This is a genomic window from Kumtagia sp., from assembly GCF_059502445.1.
Window position 1 is genome coordinate 175400 of record NZ_JCACER010000083.1, and the last position, 17634, is coordinate 193033.

The following is a 17634-nucleotide window of genomic DNA, read 5'->3' on the forward strand; positions in this document are numbered from 1 at the left end:
GCGCGCGGACACTTCGTCGTACGAGGACGACCCCGCGCACCTTGGCCCAGTGCGCCAGCACCCAGCAGGTGGGATCGGCGAAATCTACCAGCCTCAGTCTCAGAACCTGATATCCGCCGCCGAGCCCAGCTTCCGCTCCGTCGCCACCGCGCCCTCGAACACCTCGCGCACGCCGCTTGCCGCCATCGGGTCGACGTTGCGCAGGCCCTTGAAGTCGAGGCCGGTCAGTTCCTCGATGCGGCTGATGCGCACCTGCCTCAGGTCGAAGCGGCCGGGGTCGAAACGCTCGACGGCGAGGTTGGAGATGAGGTCCGACTGGTGCAGTACGAAGCCGACGGCGGCGAGCCCGTCCTCGCGCGTGCGGTAGGCGATAATCTTCCAGAACGCGCTGGGGATCAAAAGGCCGCGATGCGTGCGGTCGTCCTTGCCGAACACCGGACCGTTGAAGATCGACAGCCGCTGCAGGTCGCGCTTGGCCTGGTCGGTGACGTGGTTCTCCAACTCGCCCCACAGCCGGAGGTCCTGCGGCTGCGACAGCTTGCTCTGGTTGAAGACCTCATGCTGCGGCGAGCAGTTGGTCCAGTGGAAGGTGTCGTCGTTGGCGCGCTTGGCTTCCTCCTGCGTCATGCCCCAGCCGGCGTCGTAGCGGCGGGTGAGGTGGCCGCGGTCGAGCGGATTGTTCTTGTAGAAGCGGTTGTCGGCCTGGAAGGCGGCGTCGATGCGCGGATCGATGAACCATTCATCGTCCCCGCGCTCCTCGGTATAGGGCGCCGCCGCATCGTAGTTGACCGCCGAGACGTAGGCCAGGCGGCGCTCGGCATTCATGATGACGCTGAAGTGGTGATATTTCAGCTCGAGCGAGCCGTCGGCCAGGACCGCCGGCCTGCCGTGGCGGCTGTCAACGACGTCGGGCATCGGAACGGACACGCCGAGGAAATCGCGATCGAAGCCCGGCCGGCCGGCATAGTCGCGCTCGGGCCGCACCCGCTCGACCTCCGTGCCGGCCAGGCTCGCACCGACGGCGCGGCCGTCGCCGACCCGCACCGTGATGGTCACCGGCACGGTGATCGTCGCCTCGCCGGAGAGCAATCCGACCTGGTTTGCCGGTCCTTTTGGACCGTTATCGGGTTGGCTGTCGTCGGGCTGACCGTCGTTCGGCGGCAGAGGTCTGCGCCCGCCTTCCGGCCCCACAGGCCCCATCCGAACCGTGTCCGACCGGTCGAGCAGTTCCTTCAGCAGTCCGGCCATATGGGCAGGCACGTCCTTGCGACCCTTCAGGTGACGGATGATGCGGGAGATACGAATCCCTTCGTTGCCGACCCATTTGATCGCGTCGAGCGGCATGGAATCGTCCCAGACGCCGCCATCCTTGGTCAGGTAATTGCCGTTGGCGTCCGTCGCCGGCACGCCCTGATGGTGCAGCGCGATTACCTCCCAGAGGTCATTGAAAACCGGCGAGCCTGAAGAACCGGGCTCGGTGTCGGCCAGATAGTGGGCGACGTGGTCAAGCTCGTCTGCTGGCAGGGCGCTGAGCTGGTTTTCGCGGATGACCACCTGCTTCGGGTCACCGAGGGGATGCTGGATGATATTGACCGGCTCCGTGACGAGGATCTTGCCCTCGGCGGCAATCAACGGACAGAAGCCGAAATCGGCCAGCCTGGCGGCGCCGACCGACGGTGCGGGGCTGACGGCGACCAGGGCGTAGTCCAAGCGTTTGTCGTTGAGAAAGAAAGTATCCGGATCCAGCCGGAAAGTCTGTACCTGCTTCTGGTGACCATTGAGGTCGTGCTGAAAGTCGAACTCGGCCACGCTCGCCGCCGCCCACGCGGGTTCCTCAAGCACATGTTCGTTGGTGAGCATCAGTGACGGCGTCACCATGAAGCCGGTGCCGTAATACGCGTTGCCGTCGGTATTCGTGGAGATCCGGGCCACCGAGCGGATTGCCGCCGACCCGAGATCAAAGAATGCCGCCGCCAGAAAATCCTTGGTCGGACCTATGACGCGCTCGACCAGACGCGGAGTGGCCTTCACAATCGGCTTTCCGATAGCCAGCTCGTGCGCCCGCGCCGGTGCGGCCTGGCGTGCGGGAGCGATTTCCCGCAAGAGCGGGCGGTAAGTGCGGACCTGCTCGCGCAGCCTGTTGGCGCGCTTGACGATGCGCTCGGGCGTATCGATCTCGTTCAGCCGGCCCTCAGCCCTCGCGCGTGCCCGCTTGTCGCGCTCGCCAGCGCTTTCCTGCCAGTGCTTTGCGGCCTCATCGGCGCGCGAACGCGAAAAACGAAACTTTCTCTGCATTGCCACCTCCCCTTTGCCGGTTCTTATCTTTTCATCTTCACGTGAAGATCACATGAAATCGCAAAAGTTGCAAAAACTATGAATTATTACATTATATGCCCGTAAAACGTGTAACAATTACAACCCGCACCTGCCGGACCGGCTCTCAAGCTTCTGCATTCCGGCCGACGGCGGCAGCGGGGCGCCGCTGTTGCCCAGCCCCTCCCCCGCCGTGTAAGCATCTGAGGCCCCGACTTCAGAGAGCCGCCATGCCCGTCATAAGATCGCAAATCTCTCCCGGTTCCGAGGCTTTCCGTGCCAATGCGGCCCGCATGGAGGCGCTGGTCGCCGACGTTTCAGAGAAAGCCGCGACGGTGCAGCGCGGCGGCTCCGAGGAAGCGCGCCAGCGCCATGTCGGCCGCGGAAAGCTGCTGCCGCGCGAGCGGCTGGCGCAACTGCTCGACCCCGGCGCGCCTTTCCTGGAGATCGGCCAGTTCGCCGCCTGGGATCTCTATGGCGGCGACATCGCCTCGGCCGGCCTGATCGCCGGGATCGGCCGCGTCGAAGGCACGGAGGTCATGGTGGTGGTCAACGACGCCACCGTGAAGGGCGGCACCTACTATCCGCTCACGGTGAAGAAGCACCTGCGCGCCCAGGAGATAGCCCGCGAGAACGGGCTGCCCTGCGTCTATCTCGTCGATTCCGGCGGCGCCAACCTGCCCAACCAGGACGAGGTCTTTCCTGACCGCGAGCATTTCGGCCGCATCTTCTACAACCAGGCGACGATGAGCGCGGCGGGCATCCCGCAGATCGCCTGCGTCATGGGCTCGTGCACGGCGGGCGGCGCCTATGTGCCGGCGATGTCGGACGAGGCGATCATCGTCAGGAACCAGGGCACGATCTTCCTGGGCGGCCCGCCGCTGGTCAAGGCGGCGACCGGCGAGGACGTGTCCGCCGAGGACCTCGGCGGCGCCGAGGTCCATGCGAAGCTCTCGGGCGTGGCCGACCATTACGCGCTCGACGACGGGCACGCGCTGGCGATCGCCCGGCGCATCGTCAGAAACCTCAACCGGACGAAGAGCGCGGGCCTCGCCCTGCGGGAGCCGAGGCCGCCGCTGCACGATCCCGAAGAGCTCTACGGCATCATCCCCGACGACACGCGAAAGCCCTATGACGTGCGCGAGGTGATCGCCCGCATCGTCGACGGCTCCGAGCTCGACGAGTTCAAGCAGACCTACGGCACGACGCTGGTCACCGGCTTCGCCCACCTGCACGGCATGCCGGTCGGCATCATCGCCAACAATGGCGTGCTGTTCTCCGAGAGCGCGCTCAAGGGCGCGCATTTCATCGAGCTGTGCTGCCAGCGCAAGATTCCGCTGATCTTCCTGCAGAACATCACCGGCTTCATGGTGGGACGCAAATACGAGGCGGGCGGCATTGCCAAGGACGGCGCCAAGCTGGTGACGGCGGTGGCGACGGCGCGGGTGCCGAAGCTCACCATGATCATCGGCGGCTCCTTCGGCGCCGGCAATTACGGCATGTGCGGCCGCGCCTATTCGCCCCGCTTCCTGTGGATGTGGCCGAACGCCCGCATCTCGGTGATGGGCGGCGAGCAGGCGGCAACCGTCCTGGCGCTGGTCAAGCGCGAGGGCATCGAGCGCAAGGGCGGCGCCTGGAGCGCCGAGGAGGAAGCCGCCTTCCGCGCGCCTATCCTCGAAAAATACGAGCGCGAGGGCCACCCGCTGTATTCCTCGGCGCGGCTGTGGGACGACGGCATCATCGACCCGGCGAAAAGCCGCGAGGTGCTGGCGCTCAGCCTTTCCGCGGCGCTCAACGCGCCCGTGGAGGACACGAAGTTCGGCGTGTTCAGGATGTGATGATTATTGTTTTCCGAGGGCTTTCAAAGCGCTCGTGTTTTTGCAAAAGAATTGGGCTCGATGCTTTGGGGGGAGCGTAGATTGAGCCGCTGGTTTGTCTGCTTTGCAGTTCTTCTGCAATTCATGGGTCTGGGAGCGTTATCGGCCCGGGCTCAGAATGCGACCGAGCCGGTCGCAAACCCGGAGCTTGGGATAACCCTGCCGCCGGAAATCGCCCGCAGGCCGGCGATTTCACGCGAACTTCGGGCGCTTTCGCGCGAAAAATGCGACCGCCAGGCGATCTACAGACTTTCCAAGGAACTCGAGGACGAGAGCTATCGGCGTGAAGCGGCCGAAAGCCTGGTGGCCTTCTCGACGAATTGCGGTGGATACGGCGAGGCGCTGCGGCGGGCAATCAACTTGTTGCTGGACCTCTCCGACTATCAGCGGGCGGTCGAGCTTGCCACCGATCTGATCGACATGGAGCCGAACGGCGACAACGGCTATTATCTGCGCGCCCTGGCTTACGACCGCAACAACCGGTGCGAACAGGCAATCGCCGACTACTCGTCCGCCGTGGAGCTGTTCGGCGACAAGGAGAAAATTTCCAGCGTCGGCTATGAGAGCATGTCGCGCTGCTATGAGCAGCTCGGCCAATATTGCGACGCCATGCTGCCCATCGAGAACTGGGTCGCCATCGATCCGGAGCAGCACGACAACGACCAGACGCAAGCAATTCTGCGGCGGCTGAGCAACAAAGGTAAGTGCGCGCAGGCAAGCACGGGGGTCAAGGAAGAGAAGATCCGCCGCAAGGGTTCCGACGTCATCACGGTCGAGGGTCAGGTCAACGGAGTTCGTGGCACGTTCATAGTCGATACCGGCGCATCCTTCGTCACGATCAAGAAGTCTTTTGCCGAAAGAGCGGATCTTAAGATCTCGGAAGGACAGAAGATACGGCTCAATACGGCAAACGGTGCCGTCGACGGCTATCTGACCCGCGCCAAGACAGTGAAGCTGCGTTCGCTGGAATCGCGCAGAGTGCAGGTGGTGATCCAGTCCGACGACGAGGACGATTTCGGCGACGGAGTGGATGGCCTGATCGGCATGAGCTTTCTGTCGCGCTTCGACGTTGTCCTGGAAAGGAAGATGCTGCGCATACGGCCGCGAGAGGTGCAGTAAGGACCGGCTGGATCGCTGCGGAAACGCCGCCCGCCCTCGACGTCCGGCCGGCCATCCCCTTCCGTTTTTCGGCCCGCAAACCAACCGCCTGGGCGATCGACGGCCGCAAAGCAAAATTTAACCATATTTGTCCATCCTTTCTCGATCGCTCGTTCAAGATGGGGACAATCCGGAAGTCACGCAGCCGCGGTCGCGCGCCGACCCGAGGACATTTGTGGGATTGCCGGATTGCTACGCGTTTGTGAGTAAAGTCGTTCGTACACAGTCTTTGCGCCGCTTGTTGCGCCCGCTCCTGATCACGTCCTTCGGCGCTGTCCTTGCCGGGGCGACGGTGTGGTCGGCGGCCGGCATGGTCGCGATGAGCGGCCCGTTCGCGCTGGGTTCGAGCCAGTTCCTGCCCAGGCCGCATGGCCTCGACATGAGACAGGCGCGGCTGCCGGACGAGCAGGCGAGACCCGGCACCGCGGCGCGGCTCGCGGCGGCCAAGGCGCCGCCGGTCGTGGCCGCGAGCTATTCCGCCGGCGGGAAGTCCGCCCGCCTGGCGCTCGAGGGTGCCGATGCGAGCGACAGTGCCGCCCGCTTCGACGCCGCCGTGAAGCAAGCGGGCCTGACCTCCGAAAAACTCGCCAGCCTTTTCCCCCGTTCCGGCTCAACCAAGTCGAGCCGGCCATCGGCGAAAGCCGGCGGGCCCGCGCCCGAACGGTTCGCGGCGCCGCCGGCCGTCGCGGCCGATCGGCCGCAGACGCTGCTGGCCTATGCCGACCCGTCGCCGACCGGAGCGGGTGCCGCCTTGTCGGCCCTGCTGACACCGCCTGCCGGCGAGGACCTCGCATCGCAGGATCCGGACCTCGACACGGACGACATGGTCATCCTGCCGGACTACGAGAACACGCCGCCCGACGGTCCGCTGCCGCAGCTTCGTCCGCGCGGCGAGCGCAAGCCCGTCGTGGAGACGGAGCAGCCCGATGGCCGTCGCGGCGAAGAGGCGGCGGCACCCAGGACCGGCGAGCCGCGGAAGGCCAATGAACGCGAGACGGCAAAGCCGCAAAAGCTCGCTTATGCGCGGCCGAGCAATCCGACCGAGAAAAAGTCCAACGGCACGTTCGGCCAGACGCTGCGCAACCTGTTCGGCGGCGGGACCCGGGCGGGCAACGGCGTGGCCGTCTACGACATCAGCGCCGCAAAGGTCTACATGCCTGACGGCAGCGTTCTGGAGGCCCATTCCGGCATCGGCAAGATGGCCGACAATCCGCGCTACGTGCATGTCAAGATGAACGGCCCGACGCCGCCGCACACCTACAATCTCAGGATGCGGGAAAAGCGGTTCCACGGCGTCGAGGCGATCCGCATGCTGCCGGTCGACGGCAGGAACAAGCACGGCCGCGACGGTTTTCTCACCCACAGCTACCTGCTGCGCGGCGGACGGGCGGAATCGCACGGCTGCGTCGCCTTCAAGGACTACAACCGCTTTCTCAACGCCTTCAAGCAGGGCAAGGTGAAGCAGCTCGTCGTGGTGCCCAGCGGCGGCCGGGCGACCATGGTCGCCTCCAACGGCAGGAGTACCTGACCGGCCTGCCGGTGCGGGAAACGCGCTGTCTGCCGGCACGACCGGACCACTCCCGATAACGCCCGCCGCGTAGCGGGGCTCGTATCTCGACTGCGGCGGCCGCTTGAAGTCCGGGAAATCCCGGCCGGCCTATCCCTCGACCGGCCCGTCCGGTCCTGGATCGCCCCCGGATGCCGCGATCTTCAGCCTGGCGAGATAGTGGTTCCAGCCCTTCTGGTGGCTGGCGCGCTCGTTCTCGTCCGGCAGCCCGCTGTGGGTGAAGCGCACCAGCGTGCCGCCGTCCTTCTCGACGAGATCGATCTCAACCAGGCTCGATCCGGGGGGCATGTTGTCGCGCTCTTCCCAGCCGAAGCTGTAGGCGAGCCGATGGACGGGGATCACTTCGGTGAACTCGCCGCGGGCGACATGCTTGCCGCCGACATCGACGAGATAGATGCCGCCGGGATGCGGCTCCGTCGTGGCGGGCCCGATCCAGCGCATGATCTTGTCGGGATCGGTCAGGAAGGCGAAAACCGTCGCCTGCGGGGCCGCGATCTGGATTTCGGTGCGCAGCGTCTCCGTCATCGGCCATCTCCCCGTCCCGGCGCGCAACGGCGCCCGATACCGCCACAATGTAGTCCAGCGCGAGCCGGAGACAAGAAAGCTGCCAAGTCCTCATGACAGGAGCCTGACAGCATTGCATGATCGCCGCCATGAAACTGGCGTCGATACTCTCCTTCCTCGTCGACGAGGCGGCCGGCCTGTCCGGCGCCGACGCGCTGCTCGGCGCGCTGGGCACCCGGCTCGTCGCCGGGGGCGTGCCGCTCGCCGGCGGCGCGCTCACCCAGGCGGCGCCGCATCCGATCATCGCGCGGCGGACATGGCTGTGGCGCGCCGACAGCGGACGGATCGTCGAGTCGCTCGGCTTCGCCGCGACCGCCGGCGCCGGGCAAGGCGATGTCGGGCGCGACTGGCTGGCGGCGCTGGGCGCCGTGCATGAGAGGCCGGTCGGCAGCCTTTCCGACGGCGCATTGCTCGGTTGGGCGAGCACCCGGCCGTTCAATGGCTTCGAGCTGGATTTGCTGCGCGACGTGGCCCGCTTTGCCGCAGCGCCGCTGGCGGCGCTCGGCGCGCGATCGACGCTGGCGGCGCTGCTCGAAACCTATCTCGGCCGGCGCAGCGCCGCGCAGGTTCTGTCCGGCCGACTGCGGCGCGAGCCCGGCGAGACCATCCGTGCCGCCCTGCTCTATGCCGACCTGCGCGGCTTCACCGAACTGTCGGAAAACACCGAGCCGCAGCAGGTGGTGGCGGCGCTCGACGCCTGGTTCGACCGCATTGCCGGCGCCGTCCACGCTTTCGGCGGCGAGGTGCTGAAATTCATCGGCGACGGCGTGCTGGCGATCTTCCCGATCGGCGAGCGCGGCCCCGCGGCCGCCTGCGACGCGGCACTGCGCGCGGTCGCAGCGGCACGCGCCGGCATGGACCATCTCGACCGCGGCCGCGCCGCGCAGAACCTGCCGCCGCTGCCCTTCGGCACGGCGCTGCATGTCGGCGAGATGCTGTGGGGCAATATCGGCACCGCCGACCGGCTGGATTTCACCGCGATCGGCCCGGCCGTCAATCTGGTCAGCCGGCTGGAAGGGCTCTGCCGGCCGCTCGGCCGTACCGTGCTCGTATCGGGCGCGTTCGCGGCGGAGACGACGCAAGCGCTCATGCCGCTCGGCGAACACGCGCTGCGCGGCATCGCCGTCCCCTGCCCGGTGTTTGCGCCGGCGGAGCGATCCTGACCCGCCGTCCTGCCTCGCGGAGGCAGGGCGGCGCCGATGGCTCACACCAGACCGACCACCGGCACCAGCGCGCCATGCATCGCCCGCGCGCCGTCCGAGCACAGGAAGGCGATGACGGCGGCGAGGTCGGCCGGCCTCACCCACTTCTCCGGATCGGCCTTCGGCATCGCCGCCCGGTTCTCCGGCGTGTCGATGGTCGAGGGCAGCACGCAATTGACGTTGATGCCTTGGCCGCGCAATTCGGCCGCCATCGATTCCGTCAGCCGCATCACCGTGCTCTTCGACGCCGCATAGGCGCTCATTTCGGCGCCGCCCTTCAACGCCGCCATCGAGCCCACGGTGACGATCCGCCCGGATTTGCGTGCGATCATGCCTGGAACCGCCGCCTTCGCCACATTCATCAGGGTGGCGACATTCAGCTCCATCATCCGCTTCCAGGCGTCCGGCGGCATATCGTGCACCGGCTCGCCCATGTGGAAGCCACCGGCCAGCGCGCAGAGCGCGTCGATATGGCCGAAATGCCGCTCCGCCTCGGCAACCGCGCCGGCGGCCGCGCCGGCGTCGACGAGGTCGGCAGCGAGCTTCAGGTGGCGCGGATCGCGTTTCGGGAAGGCCTCGTCGAGGCTTTCGCTCCGCGAGCCGACCAGCACCAGCCGCGCCCCCTCCGCCTCGAAGGCGGCGGCAACGGCGCGGCCGAGATTGCCGGTCGCGCCGGTGATCAGCACCACGCGTTCAGCCATTGGCGGTCGCCTTGGTCTGCCTGCCGCGGAAATAGTCGAGCGTGCCGTGGTGGATCACGCGGTCGCCCGCGGCCAGTTCGTCCGGCTCGTAGGTCGGACCGCTGCCCAGCCGCTCGTAAAGCGGGCCGAAATCCTCGGTGCAATCCCGCACAAGCTGCTCGAAGCTGTCGATGACGAAATAGACTTTCTGGAAATCATCGATGATGTAGTTGGTGCGCATCACCCGCTCGAGGTCGAAGCCGATGCGGTGCGGTGACGGATCGTCGAGCGAGAACACGCTCTCGGCGGTGGACGACATGATGCCGGCCCCAAAAATCTTCAGCCCGCTCGCCTCGCGCACGAGGCCGAACTCCACCGTATACCAGTAGAGCCGCGCCAGATTCTTCAGCCGGCCGAGCTTCAGCGCGCGCTGGCCGCCCTTGCCGTAGGCCTGGATGAAGTCGGCATAGAGCGGATTGGCCAGCAGCGGCACATGGCCGAAGATGTCGTGAAAGATGTCCGGCTCCTCGAGATACTCCATCTCCTTTTCGGAACGGATGAAGGCGCCGGCGGGAAAGCGCCGGTTGGCGAGGTGGTCGAAGAAGATGTCGTCCGGCACGAGGTCGGTGACCGGCGCGATGCGCCAGCCGGTGATCTTCTCCAGCCGGTCGCTCAGCCGCTCCATGTTGGGCACGCCGCTCTCGGAAAGCCGCAGCGTCTTCACCGCGTCGAGATACTCCCGGCAGGCGCGGCCCTGCAGCACCTTCAGCGTGCGCGCAAACAGGCGGTCCCAGCGATCATGCTCGTCGGCGGAATAGGACTGCCAGTCCTGGTCGATCGTCCAGTCTGCGTTGCGCCTGGCATTCTTGTAGCGGTTCTTCGGCTTGGGCTCTGCGGCCCTGGCGGAATTCTGCGTCGCCATCTCTTCCTCCATCCGTTGGCGGCGCCGGCCCTGCGGCGGCGGCCGCATCCATGAAGGAATTATCCCGCGAATCCGCTGAAAAATCTTGCCAATCTTCCGAACTCAAGGCTGGTATGTGGCTACATTTTTCAAACCACGGCCGATCCTGAAAGAAGTTGCCGCCATGAAGACCGAAGAAAGCGACCGCCGAATCCTGCGCGAGCTGCAGCGCGACGCCACGCTGACGCTCAAGCAATTGTCGGAACGCCTCGCCATGTCGCAGTCGACCATCTGGCGACGCATCCAGGAGATGGAGAAGGACGGCGTCATCCTCGGGCGGGCGACGCTGGTCGACCCGCTGGCGGTGGGCTTGAGCGTCTGCGTCTTCGTCAACGTCAACATGACGGCGCACAGCACCGAAGTGCGCAGCCGCTTCGAGGCTTTCGCCCAGAGCGCGCCGGAGATCGTCGACTGCTATTCCGTCACCGGCGCGCACGACTACACGCTGATCGTGCGCACCCGCACGGTCGAGGAGTTCGAGACTTTTCTGATGAAGCAGGTGCTGTCGCAGCCCGGCGTGGCGACCGCCTCGTCCAACCTGGCCTTGCGCCAGCACAAGCGCAGCGCCGTGCTGCCGATTTGAGGCTGGCGTCGACCCGCCCTACCCCGCCTGGCGCTTGCGCTCCTCATCCTCCAGCGGCAGCGCGACCGGCTCCGCCGTCGGCAGCGCGCTTGCCGCCTCGTCGGTCAGTTCCACCTCGCGCAGCCATTCGCGCCAGATGGCGACCAGCAGCGCCATCAGCACGGGACCGATGAACAGACCAAGAAAACCCATGGTCTTCACGCCGCCGATCAAGCCGAAGAAGGTCGGCAGGAAGGGCAGCTTTATCGGGCCGCCGACGAGCTTGGGCCTGAGCGTCTTGTCGACGATGAACAACTCGACCGAGCCCCAGATGAACAGCGCCAGGCCAGCGACCGGAGAGCCGCTGGAGACCAGGTAGATCGAGACCAGCGTGAAGGAGAGCGGCGCGCCGCCCGGGATCAGCGCCATGATGCCGGTGATGACGCCGAGGGTCACCGGCGACGGCACGCCGGCGATCCAGTAGGCGACGCCCAGCACCACGCCCTCGCCGATGGCGATCAGGGTCATGCCGGTCACCGTCGAGCTGATCGTCGCCGGCACCACGCGCGAGATGCGGCCCCAGCGCATCGGCAGGATGCGCTCGCCGACCGTGTCGAGCTGCCCGGCGAACCGTTCGCCGTCTCGATAGACGAAGAACAGCGCGATCATCATGAACAGCAGCGTCAGCAGCAGGCTGAAGGCGCCGGTGCCGACCTGCAGCACCGCCCGGTAGATGTTGCCGATATTGGCGCCGCTGACGATCTGGATCAGCTCGCCGATGGCGCCGGGATGGCCGATATGGCGCGTCCACTGCTGGTCGAGCCACTCGCCCACCATCGGCAACGCGGTGATCCAGTCCGGCGTCGCGGCGCCGTTGCGGTTGGTCTCGAAGGCCCAGCCGATCCATTCGCGCACCTCGTGCGTGGCATAGCTGCCGGCGATCGCGATGGGGACGACGAGGAAGATCAGGATGGCTAGGATGGCGACCGCCGCGGCGACCGTGCGGCTGCCGTCGACCACGACCAGCAGCCGCCGGTAGAGCGGCCAGGAGGCGAAGGCGATGACCAGCGCGGCCAGCACCGGCACGAGGAAGCCGTGAAAAAAGTAGATGCCGGCGGCGATGATCAAAAGCAGCAGCCAGCGCGCCGCCGACAGGGGCGGCACCAGGGCGAAGCGCATCGGCGCCGCCGGGCCCATCAGGCGCGGTTCGGTCGGCATCTTTCGCGATTCGTGCCGGGTCAAGCGCACGGGTCTCCGGATTTGGAATGCGCCCGCCCTCCCGGCGGCGCTTGTCATCCTATAGCGCAGATTTACGACCGAACCGCAAATTTATTGGGCGCGGCACATTCCCTCCCCCTTGAGGGGAGGGTGCCGAGCGAAGCGAGGCGGGTGGGGTACAAGCGGCCGGCTGCGGCGCAAACAGTCACCGCAGCCAGAGAAAACGTCGAGCACTGCAGCGGCGACCCCACCCGACCGCTTCGCGGCCACCCTCCCCTCAAGGGGGAGGGAATGGCGCCCTATTCCGCCGCCACAGGCAGTGTCGGGCGTGGTACGATATGCAGCCCGTGTCCCTTCTCTTCCAAAACATCCGGCTCGTCGGCCCGGTTCGGCCGGACCAGCCAGTGGAACAGCTTCGCGGTCAGCAGCGCCGCGTCGTCCATGATGGTGTAGAAGGACGGCACGAACACCAGCGACAGCAGCGTCGAGACCAGGAGGCCGCCGATCACCGCGATGGCCATCGGCGCGCGGAACTCGCCGCCGTCGCCGATGCCGAGCGAGGCCGGGATCATGCCCGCCGACATGGCGATGGTGGTCATGACGATCGGCCGCGCCCGCTTGCGGCCGGCATCGATGATCGCCTCTGCGCGCGGCACGCCCTGCTTCACCTCCTCGACCGCGAAGTCGACCAGCATGATGGCGTTCTTGGTGACGATGCCCATCAGCATCAGGATGCCGATGACGACCGGCATGGAGACGGCCGAATTGGTCAGCCACAGCGCCGCCACCACGCCGCCGATCGCCAGCGGCAGCGAGCCGAGGATGGTGAAGGAGTGGAAGACCGAGCCGAACAAAAGGATCAGCACCACCAGGACCAGCATCAGGCCGGTGCTCATGGCGGTGGCGAAACCCTCGAACACCTCGCCCATGATCTCGGCGTCGCCGGTCTCCTGGATGCGCGTGCCGGCCGGCATGTTCTTCACCTCCGGCAGCGACCAGACGATGCCGAGCCCCTCGCTGAGCTCGGCGCCCTCAGCCATGTCGGCGCCGATGACGACGCGCCGCTCGCGGTTGAAGCGGTTGATCGAGGACGGGCCCTGGCCGAAGCGGATGTCGGCGACCGAGGACAGCGGCACGGTGCCGCCATTGGCGGTCGGCACCGGCAGGGTGCTGACCACCGACAGGTCGTCCTTGGCCTTCTCGTTGAGCTGCACGCGGATCGGGATCTGGCGGTCGCCGACGGTGAATTTCGCCAGATTCTCGTCGATGTCGCCGATAGTGGCCACCCGCAAGGTCTCCGACAGCGCCGCCGTCGAGATGCCGAGCTCGGCCATGCGGACGAGGTCTGGCGCGACGATGACCTCGGGCCGGTCCAGCGCGGCGTTGGAGCTGACGGCGCGGAACTTGCCGGTCTCGGTCATGGCGCTCTGGATTTTCCCCGCCTGCTCGTCGAGCACGGCGCCGTCATTGCCCATCACGCCGAAGGCCAGTGCGCGCTCGCCGCGGTCGTTGACGAAGTAGACGCGCAGGTCCGGCAGCGCCGACAGTGTTTGCAGCAGCTCCTCCTCGATGACGTATTGCGGCACGTCGCGCTCAGACTTGTGCTTCAAGTCGGCGATCACCGTGGCGCGGCGCGTCTCCAGCGTGCCGGTCGGGCTGGCGCCGCCGATCACGTAGACGTTCTCCACCTCCGGGTTCTCGCGCATGAGCCGCGTCACCTCGTCCGTCGTGTCGCGCGTGTCGTCGAGCAGGCTGCCGGGCGGCAGCTCCAGCGAGAAGACGATGCGGCTGGCGTCTTCGCGCGGGATGAAGCCGGACGGCAGGAAGCCGGTGGCGTAGATCGAGCCGGCGAAGAAGGCGATGCCGGCGAGCAGCGTCAGCCAGCGGAAGCGCAGCGTGCCGCGCAGCAGGGCGAGATAGCCGCGCAGGAAGGCGCCGGGCTTCGGCTCCTCATGGCCGCCGCCGCGCAGGAAATAGGCCGCCATCATCGGCGTCAGCAACCGCGCCACCAGCAGCGAGAAGAACACGGCGACCGCGACGGTGAGGCCGAACTGCTTGAAATACTGGCCGGCGACGCCGCCCATGAAAGAGACCGGCGCGAACACGGCAATGATCGTCGCCGAGATGGCGATGACGGCGAGGCCGATCTCGTCCGCCGCCTCCAGCGAGGCGCGGTAGGGCGACTTGCCCATCTTCACGTGCCGCACGATGTTCTCGATCTCGACGATGGCGTCGTCGACCAGGATGCCGACCACCAGGGTGATGCCGAGCAGGCTGACGAGATTGAGCGAAAAGCCCATCATGTCGAGCGCCCAGAAGGTCGGGATGATGGAGAGCGGCAGCGCCGTCGCGGCCACGATCGTGGCGCGGATATTGCGCAGGAACAAGAGCACGACGATGACCGAGAGCGCCGCGCCCTCGAACAGCATCTCCATCGCCGAGTCGTAATTGCCCTCCGTATAGGTGACGGAATCGTCGACCTTGTTGATCTTCACGCCGGGATGGGCCTGCTCGAGAGCGGCGATCGCGGCAGTGGCGCGCTCCGACACTTCGACGTCGCTGGCGCCCTTGGCGCGGAAGATGCCGAAGGAGACGACGGTCTGGTTGTTCACCCGGGCAAAGCTCTTGGGCTCGGCCCAGGCATCGGTGACGGTGGCGATGTCGGAGAGTTTTACCATGCGCCCGCCCGACAGCGGGATCTCCAGCGCCTCCAGGTCGGCTACCGTCTTGGCGCCGCCGAGCGCGCGGATCGCCTGGTCGCGGGCCGCGAACTTTCCGCTGCCGCCGGTCAAATCGACATTGGCCGACCACAGCGCGCGGTTGACGTTGGCCGCGGTCACGCCGAGCGCGTTGAGGCGGTCGGGGTCGAGCTCGACCTTGATCTCGCGCGTCACGCCGCCATAGCGGTCGACGCGGGCGACGCCCTTCAGGCCCTGCAGCTTGCGGATGACGGTGTCGTCGACGAACCAGGACAGTTCCTCGATGGTCATGGCGGGCGCCGACACCGCATAGGTCAGGATCGCCTGGCCCTCGACGTCGACGCGGCTGACGATCGGCGTGTCGGCGGTGGCCGGCAGGTCGCTGCGGATGCGCTCGACGGCGTCCTTGACGTCGTTGACCGCCGTCTGGGTATCGACCTCCAGGCGGAATTCCACCAGCGTCTGCGAATTGCCCTCGGTGATGGTCGAGGTGACGTTCTTGACGCCGGAGATATTGGAGACGGCGTCCTCGACGCGCTTGGTCACCTGCGTTTCCAATTCGCTCGGCGCCACGCCGGGGTCGGTGACCGTGACGTTGACGATCGGCACGTCGATGTTGGGAAAGCGGGTGACCGGCAGTTTTTCGAAGCTCATCAGCCCCAGAATGGTCAGCACGATGAACAGCAGGATCGGCGGAACCGGGTTGCGGATCGCCCAGGCGGAAAAGTTCCAGTTCATGGCTTGACCGCCCCCGTCGTGTCGACATCGCGCACCGGGGTCACCTGATCGCCATCGGCCACGAAGGTGCCGGCCCGCGCCACCACCTCCTCGCCCTCGGCCACGCCGGACAGCACCTCGACATTGCCGGCGGCGCGGGCGCCGAGCGTCACAGGGGTGGTAGCGACGCGGCCCTCCTGGACCACCTGCAGCAGCGGCGTCTCGCCCTGGTAGAGCACGGCCGAGACCGGCACGGCGACGCCCTCGCGGCGGGAAAGCTCGATCTCGGCGCGGGCGAAGGAACCGGCGCGCGCCGGCGCCTCCTTGGGCAGGGCGATGCGGATCAGGCCGAGGCGCGAGCCCTGGTCGACTTCCGGCGCGATGCGGCGGACCTTGCCGTCGATCCGCTCCACCACGCCGGGCAGCGCCACGGCGCTCTCCATGCCGACGGCAAGCCGCGGCAGCGCCGTCTCGGCGACGCTCGCCTCAAGCTCGAACTTTGCATCGATGGCGATGCGGAACAGCGGGCCGCTGCTCGGCGAGACGACGCCGCCGACGGTGGCGGCACGCGCCAGCACGAGGCCGTCGGCCGGGGCGCGCAGCTCGGTCTTGTCGATCTGCACCTCGACGCCGCTGATCTGCGCGTCGATGACGGCGATCTGCGCCTGGCTGGCGGCGAGCGCCTTCACCGCCGTGTCGAGCCTGGCCCGTGCACCGGCGGCGGCGTTCTGGGCATTGTCTAGCTGCGCCTTGCTCGCCACCGCCTTCTTCTGCAGGGCGACGGCGCGCTCCAGCTCCTCGTCGGCCTGCTTCACGTTCACCTTCGCGTCGGCGATCTGGGCGTCCATCTGCGCCACGCTCGCCTCGGCCTGGCCGCGCGTCGCCCGCATCTGCGCAAGCTGGGTGTCGAGCATGGAGCGGTCGAGCACGGCCAGCACGTCGCCCTTCCTGACCATGTCGCCGATATCGAAATTGAGCGCCGTGACGATCATGCCGTTGAGGTCGGTGCCCGCCGCCGCCTCGTCGCGGGCCACGACGGTGCCGTTGACGGCGAGCGTCTCCACCAGTTCGCGGCGCTCGGCGGCGACTACGCGGATGGCCGGCAGCGGGCTCGCGGCCACGGGGTTCGGCTTGGTGTCCGCGGCAAAGCCCTGGCCGGCCGCGAGTGGAAGCGCGGCGGCCGCCAGCAGGGCTGCGGCAAAGCGGGACGAAGGCAGCTTGAGGCGGATCATCGTGTGTCTCGCGACAGGAGAAAGTCTACGGTCAATCTTGGGAAAGCGGTCCGGAAGCGGTCGGCCGCAGCATGCCGACCACCATCGCCCGGATGATGATCTCGAGCTTGTCGAACGGAACGCCCATGCCGGGCAGGTCGTTCAGCGCCATCCCGTGGGCGATCGACATCAGCGTCGGCAGCAGGACCTCGAGCTCTACCGGCGGGTCGATCTCGCCCCTCGCCTTGGCAGCGCCGAGATAATTCATAAACATTTCCTGCACTTGCAGCATGTTCTTCATGCAGGTCTGCTCGATCGCCGGATTGCGCATGGCCTCCGCGCAGATCTCGGCGAACAGCACGGCGGCACTGTCCTCGTGCATGTGCCTGATGTGGGCGAGCGCGCCCATCACCAGGCCCTCGACGACATCGGGCTCTTTCAGCACCTGGGCGAACAGTTCGGCGTCCTCGCGGCGGTCGGCCTCGCAGATCGCCTCGACGATGGCCTCCTTGGAGGGGAAATAGCGGTAGAGCGCGCCCGGGCTCATGCCGGCCTCCGTGCAAATCTGCTGCATGGAGGCGCCCTGGAAGCCGGAACGGATGAAGCAGGCCTTGGCGGCCTCGAGAATGCGCTGGACCTGCTGGTCGCGCCGCTCGGCACGGCTGAGCGACTGCCCCTCCGCGGCGTCGATGGCCTCAAAGCTCAATTGCGAAAAGTCTTCCATGCGCGCACCGATGAGAATGATCGTTCTCTCTTTATGCGAATGATCATTCTCGGTCAATGTGCTGCGCTGCGACAAAAGGGTCGTACGCGTACACTCTTGTCGGACAGTGCCAGCAATTCGTGATGGATGGCAAGATCGGATTCCGGCGATAGCGCCGAACCCGAGCCTGTGTGCCGCCCCC

General features: G+C 66.9%; 13 protein-coding genes. 5 read left to right on the forward strand and 8 right to left on the reverse strand.

Annotated features, from left to right (window positions below; translation table 11 throughout):
• Positions 1-99: 99 nt before the first annotated feature.
• Complete coding sequence (locus AC5JDC_RS22810) at positions 100-2295, reverse strand: DNA/RNA non-specific endonuclease (protein WP_495844846.1); 2196 nt, start codon at positions 2293-2295, stop codon at positions 100-102.
• Between the two features lie 248 nt (positions 2296-2543).
• Here AC5JDC_RS22810 and AC5JDC_RS22815 point away from each other — a divergent pair, with 248 nt between their 5' ends.
• From AC5JDC_RS22815 to AC5JDC_RS22825, 3 genes are all read left to right on the forward strand, one after another.
• Positions 2544-4151, forward strand: a complete 1608-nt coding sequence (locus AC5JDC_RS22815; protein ID WP_495844848.1) for a carboxyl transferase domain-containing protein — start codon at positions 2544-2546, stop codon at positions 4149-4151.
• 81 nt (positions 4152-4232) lie between these two features.
• On the forward strand, positions 4233-5309 hold the full coding sequence (locus AC5JDC_RS22820) for a retroviral-like aspartic protease family protein (RefSeq protein WP_495844850.1): 1077 nt from the start codon (positions 4233-4235) through the stop codon (positions 5307-5309).
• A gap of 280 nt (positions 5310-5589) precedes the next feature.
• Positions 5590-6876, forward strand: a complete 1287-nt coding sequence (locus tag AC5JDC_RS22825; protein ID WP_495844852.1) for a DUF2778 domain-containing protein — start codon at positions 5590-5592, stop codon at positions 6874-6876.
• A 129-nt stretch (positions 6877-7005) separates the two neighbouring features.
• Here AC5JDC_RS22825 and AC5JDC_RS22830 read toward each other — a convergent pair whose 3' ends face one another.
• Positions 7006-7440, reverse strand: coding sequence for an SRPBCC family protein (locus AC5JDC_RS22830; protein ID WP_106770321.1), 435 nt, complete (start codon positions 7438-7440; stop codon positions 7006-7008).
• A 128-nt stretch (positions 7441-7568) separates the two neighbouring features.
• Between AC5JDC_RS22830 and AC5JDC_RS22835 the strand changes: the two genes are divergently transcribed.
• Complete coding sequence (locus AC5JDC_RS22835) at positions 7569-8642, forward strand: adenylate/guanylate cyclase domain-containing protein (protein ID WP_495845061.1); 1074 nt, start codon at positions 7569-7571, stop codon at positions 8640-8642.
• A 41-nt stretch (positions 8643-8683) separates the two neighbouring features.
• On the opposite strand, the gene AC5JDC_RS22840 is transcribed toward AC5JDC_RS22835, so the two are convergent.
• Together AC5JDC_RS22840 and phhA are read right to left on the reverse strand one after the other, a co-directional pair.
• Positions 8684-9382 carry an SDR family NAD(P)-dependent oxidoreductase gene (locus tag AC5JDC_RS22840; protein ID WP_495844854.1) on the reverse strand — a complete coding sequence of 233 codons (699 nt, stop codon included), beginning with the start codon at positions 9380-9382 and terminating at the stop codon, positions 8684-8686.
• Positions 9375-10283 (reverse strand): phenylalanine 4-monooxygenase, encoded by a 909-nt coding sequence (gene phhA / locus AC5JDC_RS22845; protein ID WP_495844856.1) that lies wholly within the window; start codon positions 10281-10283, stop codon positions 9375-9377. Before phhA ends, AC5JDC_RS22840 begins: the two co-directional genes overlap by 8 nt.
• Positions 10284-10446: 163 nt before the next feature.
• Here phhA and AC5JDC_RS22850 point away from each other — a divergent pair, with 163 nt between their 5' ends.
• The gene (locus tag AC5JDC_RS22850) at positions 10447-10905 is read left to right on the forward strand and encodes an Lrp/AsnC family transcriptional regulator (protein ID WP_106770324.1); all 459 of its coding nucleotides are present in this window, start codon (positions 10447-10449) and stop codon (positions 10903-10905) included.
• 18 nt (positions 10906-10923) lie between these two features.
• Here the strand turns inward: AC5JDC_RS22850 and AC5JDC_RS22855 are convergent, their stop codons facing one another.
• From AC5JDC_RS22855 to AC5JDC_RS22870, 4 genes are all read right to left on the reverse strand, one after another.
• Positions 10924-12102, reverse strand: a complete 1179-nt coding sequence (locus AC5JDC_RS22855) for an AI-2E family transporter (RefSeq protein WP_495844858.1) — start codon at positions 12100-12102, stop codon at positions 10924-10926.
• 299 nt (positions 12103-12401) lie between these two features.
• Positions 12402-15539, reverse strand: coding sequence for an efflux RND transporter permease subunit (locus tag AC5JDC_RS22860; protein WP_495844860.1), 3138 nt, complete (start codon positions 15537-15539; stop codon positions 12402-12404).
• Positions 15536-16750, reverse strand: a complete 1215-nt coding sequence (locus AC5JDC_RS22865; RefSeq protein WP_495844862.1) for an efflux RND transporter periplasmic adaptor subunit — start codon at positions 16748-16750, stop codon at positions 15536-15538. Before AC5JDC_RS22865 ends, AC5JDC_RS22860 begins: the two co-directional genes overlap by 4 nt.
• A gap of 31 nt (positions 16751-16781) precedes the next feature.
• Positions 16782-17453 carry a TetR/AcrR family transcriptional regulator gene (locus tag AC5JDC_RS22870; RefSeq protein WP_495844864.1) on the reverse strand — a complete coding sequence of 224 codons (672 nt, stop codon included), beginning with the start codon at positions 17451-17453 and terminating at the stop codon, positions 16782-16784.
• Between the last annotated feature and the right edge of the window lie 181 nt (positions 17454-17634).

Excerpts from the sequence above, each read along its gene's own strand:
- AC5JDC_RS22810 (WP_495844846.1), bottom strand. The coding sequence starts at position 2,295 with ATGCAGAGAAAGTTTCGTTTTTCGCGTTCGCGCGCCGATGAGGCCGCA.
- AC5JDC_RS22815 (WP_495844848.1), top strand. The coding sequence starts at position 2,544 with ATGCCCGTCATAAGATCGCAAATCTCTCCCGGTTCCGAGGCTTTCCGT.
- AC5JDC_RS22830 (WP_106770321.1), bottom strand. The coding sequence starts at position 7,440 with ATGACGGAGACGCTGCGCACCGAAATCCAGATCGCGGCCCCGCAGGCG.
- AC5JDC_RS22835 (WP_495845061.1), top strand. The coding sequence starts at position 7,569 with ATGAAACTGGCGTCGATACTCTCCTTCCTCGTCGACGAGGCGGCCGGC.
- AC5JDC_RS22840 (WP_495844854.1), bottom strand. The coding sequence starts at position 9,382 with ATGGCTGAACGCGTGGTGCTGATCACCGGCGCGACCGGCAATCTCGGC.
- phhA (WP_495844856.1), bottom strand. The coding sequence starts at position 10,283 with ATGGCGACGCAGAATTCCGCCAGGGCCGCAGAGCCCAAGCCGAAGAAC.
- AC5JDC_RS22850 (WP_106770324.1), top strand. The coding sequence starts at position 10,447 with ATGAAGACCGAAGAAAGCGACCGCCGAATCCTGCGCGAGCTGCAGCGC.
- AC5JDC_RS22855 (WP_495844858.1), bottom strand. The coding sequence starts at position 12,102 with ATGCCGACCGAACCGCGCCTGATGGGCCCGGCGGCGCCGATGCGCTTC.
- AC5JDC_RS22860 (WP_495844860.1), bottom strand. The coding sequence starts at position 15,539 with ATGAACTGGAACTTTTCCGCCTGGGCGATCCGCAACCCGGTTCCGCCG.
- AC5JDC_RS22865 (WP_495844862.1), bottom strand. The coding sequence starts at position 16,750 with ATGATCCGCCTCAAGCTGCCTTCGTCCCGCTTTGCCGCAGCCCTGCTG.
- AC5JDC_RS22870 (WP_495844864.1), bottom strand. The coding sequence starts at position 17,453 with ATGGAAGACTTTTCGCAATTGAGCTTTGAGGCCATCGACGCCGCGGAG.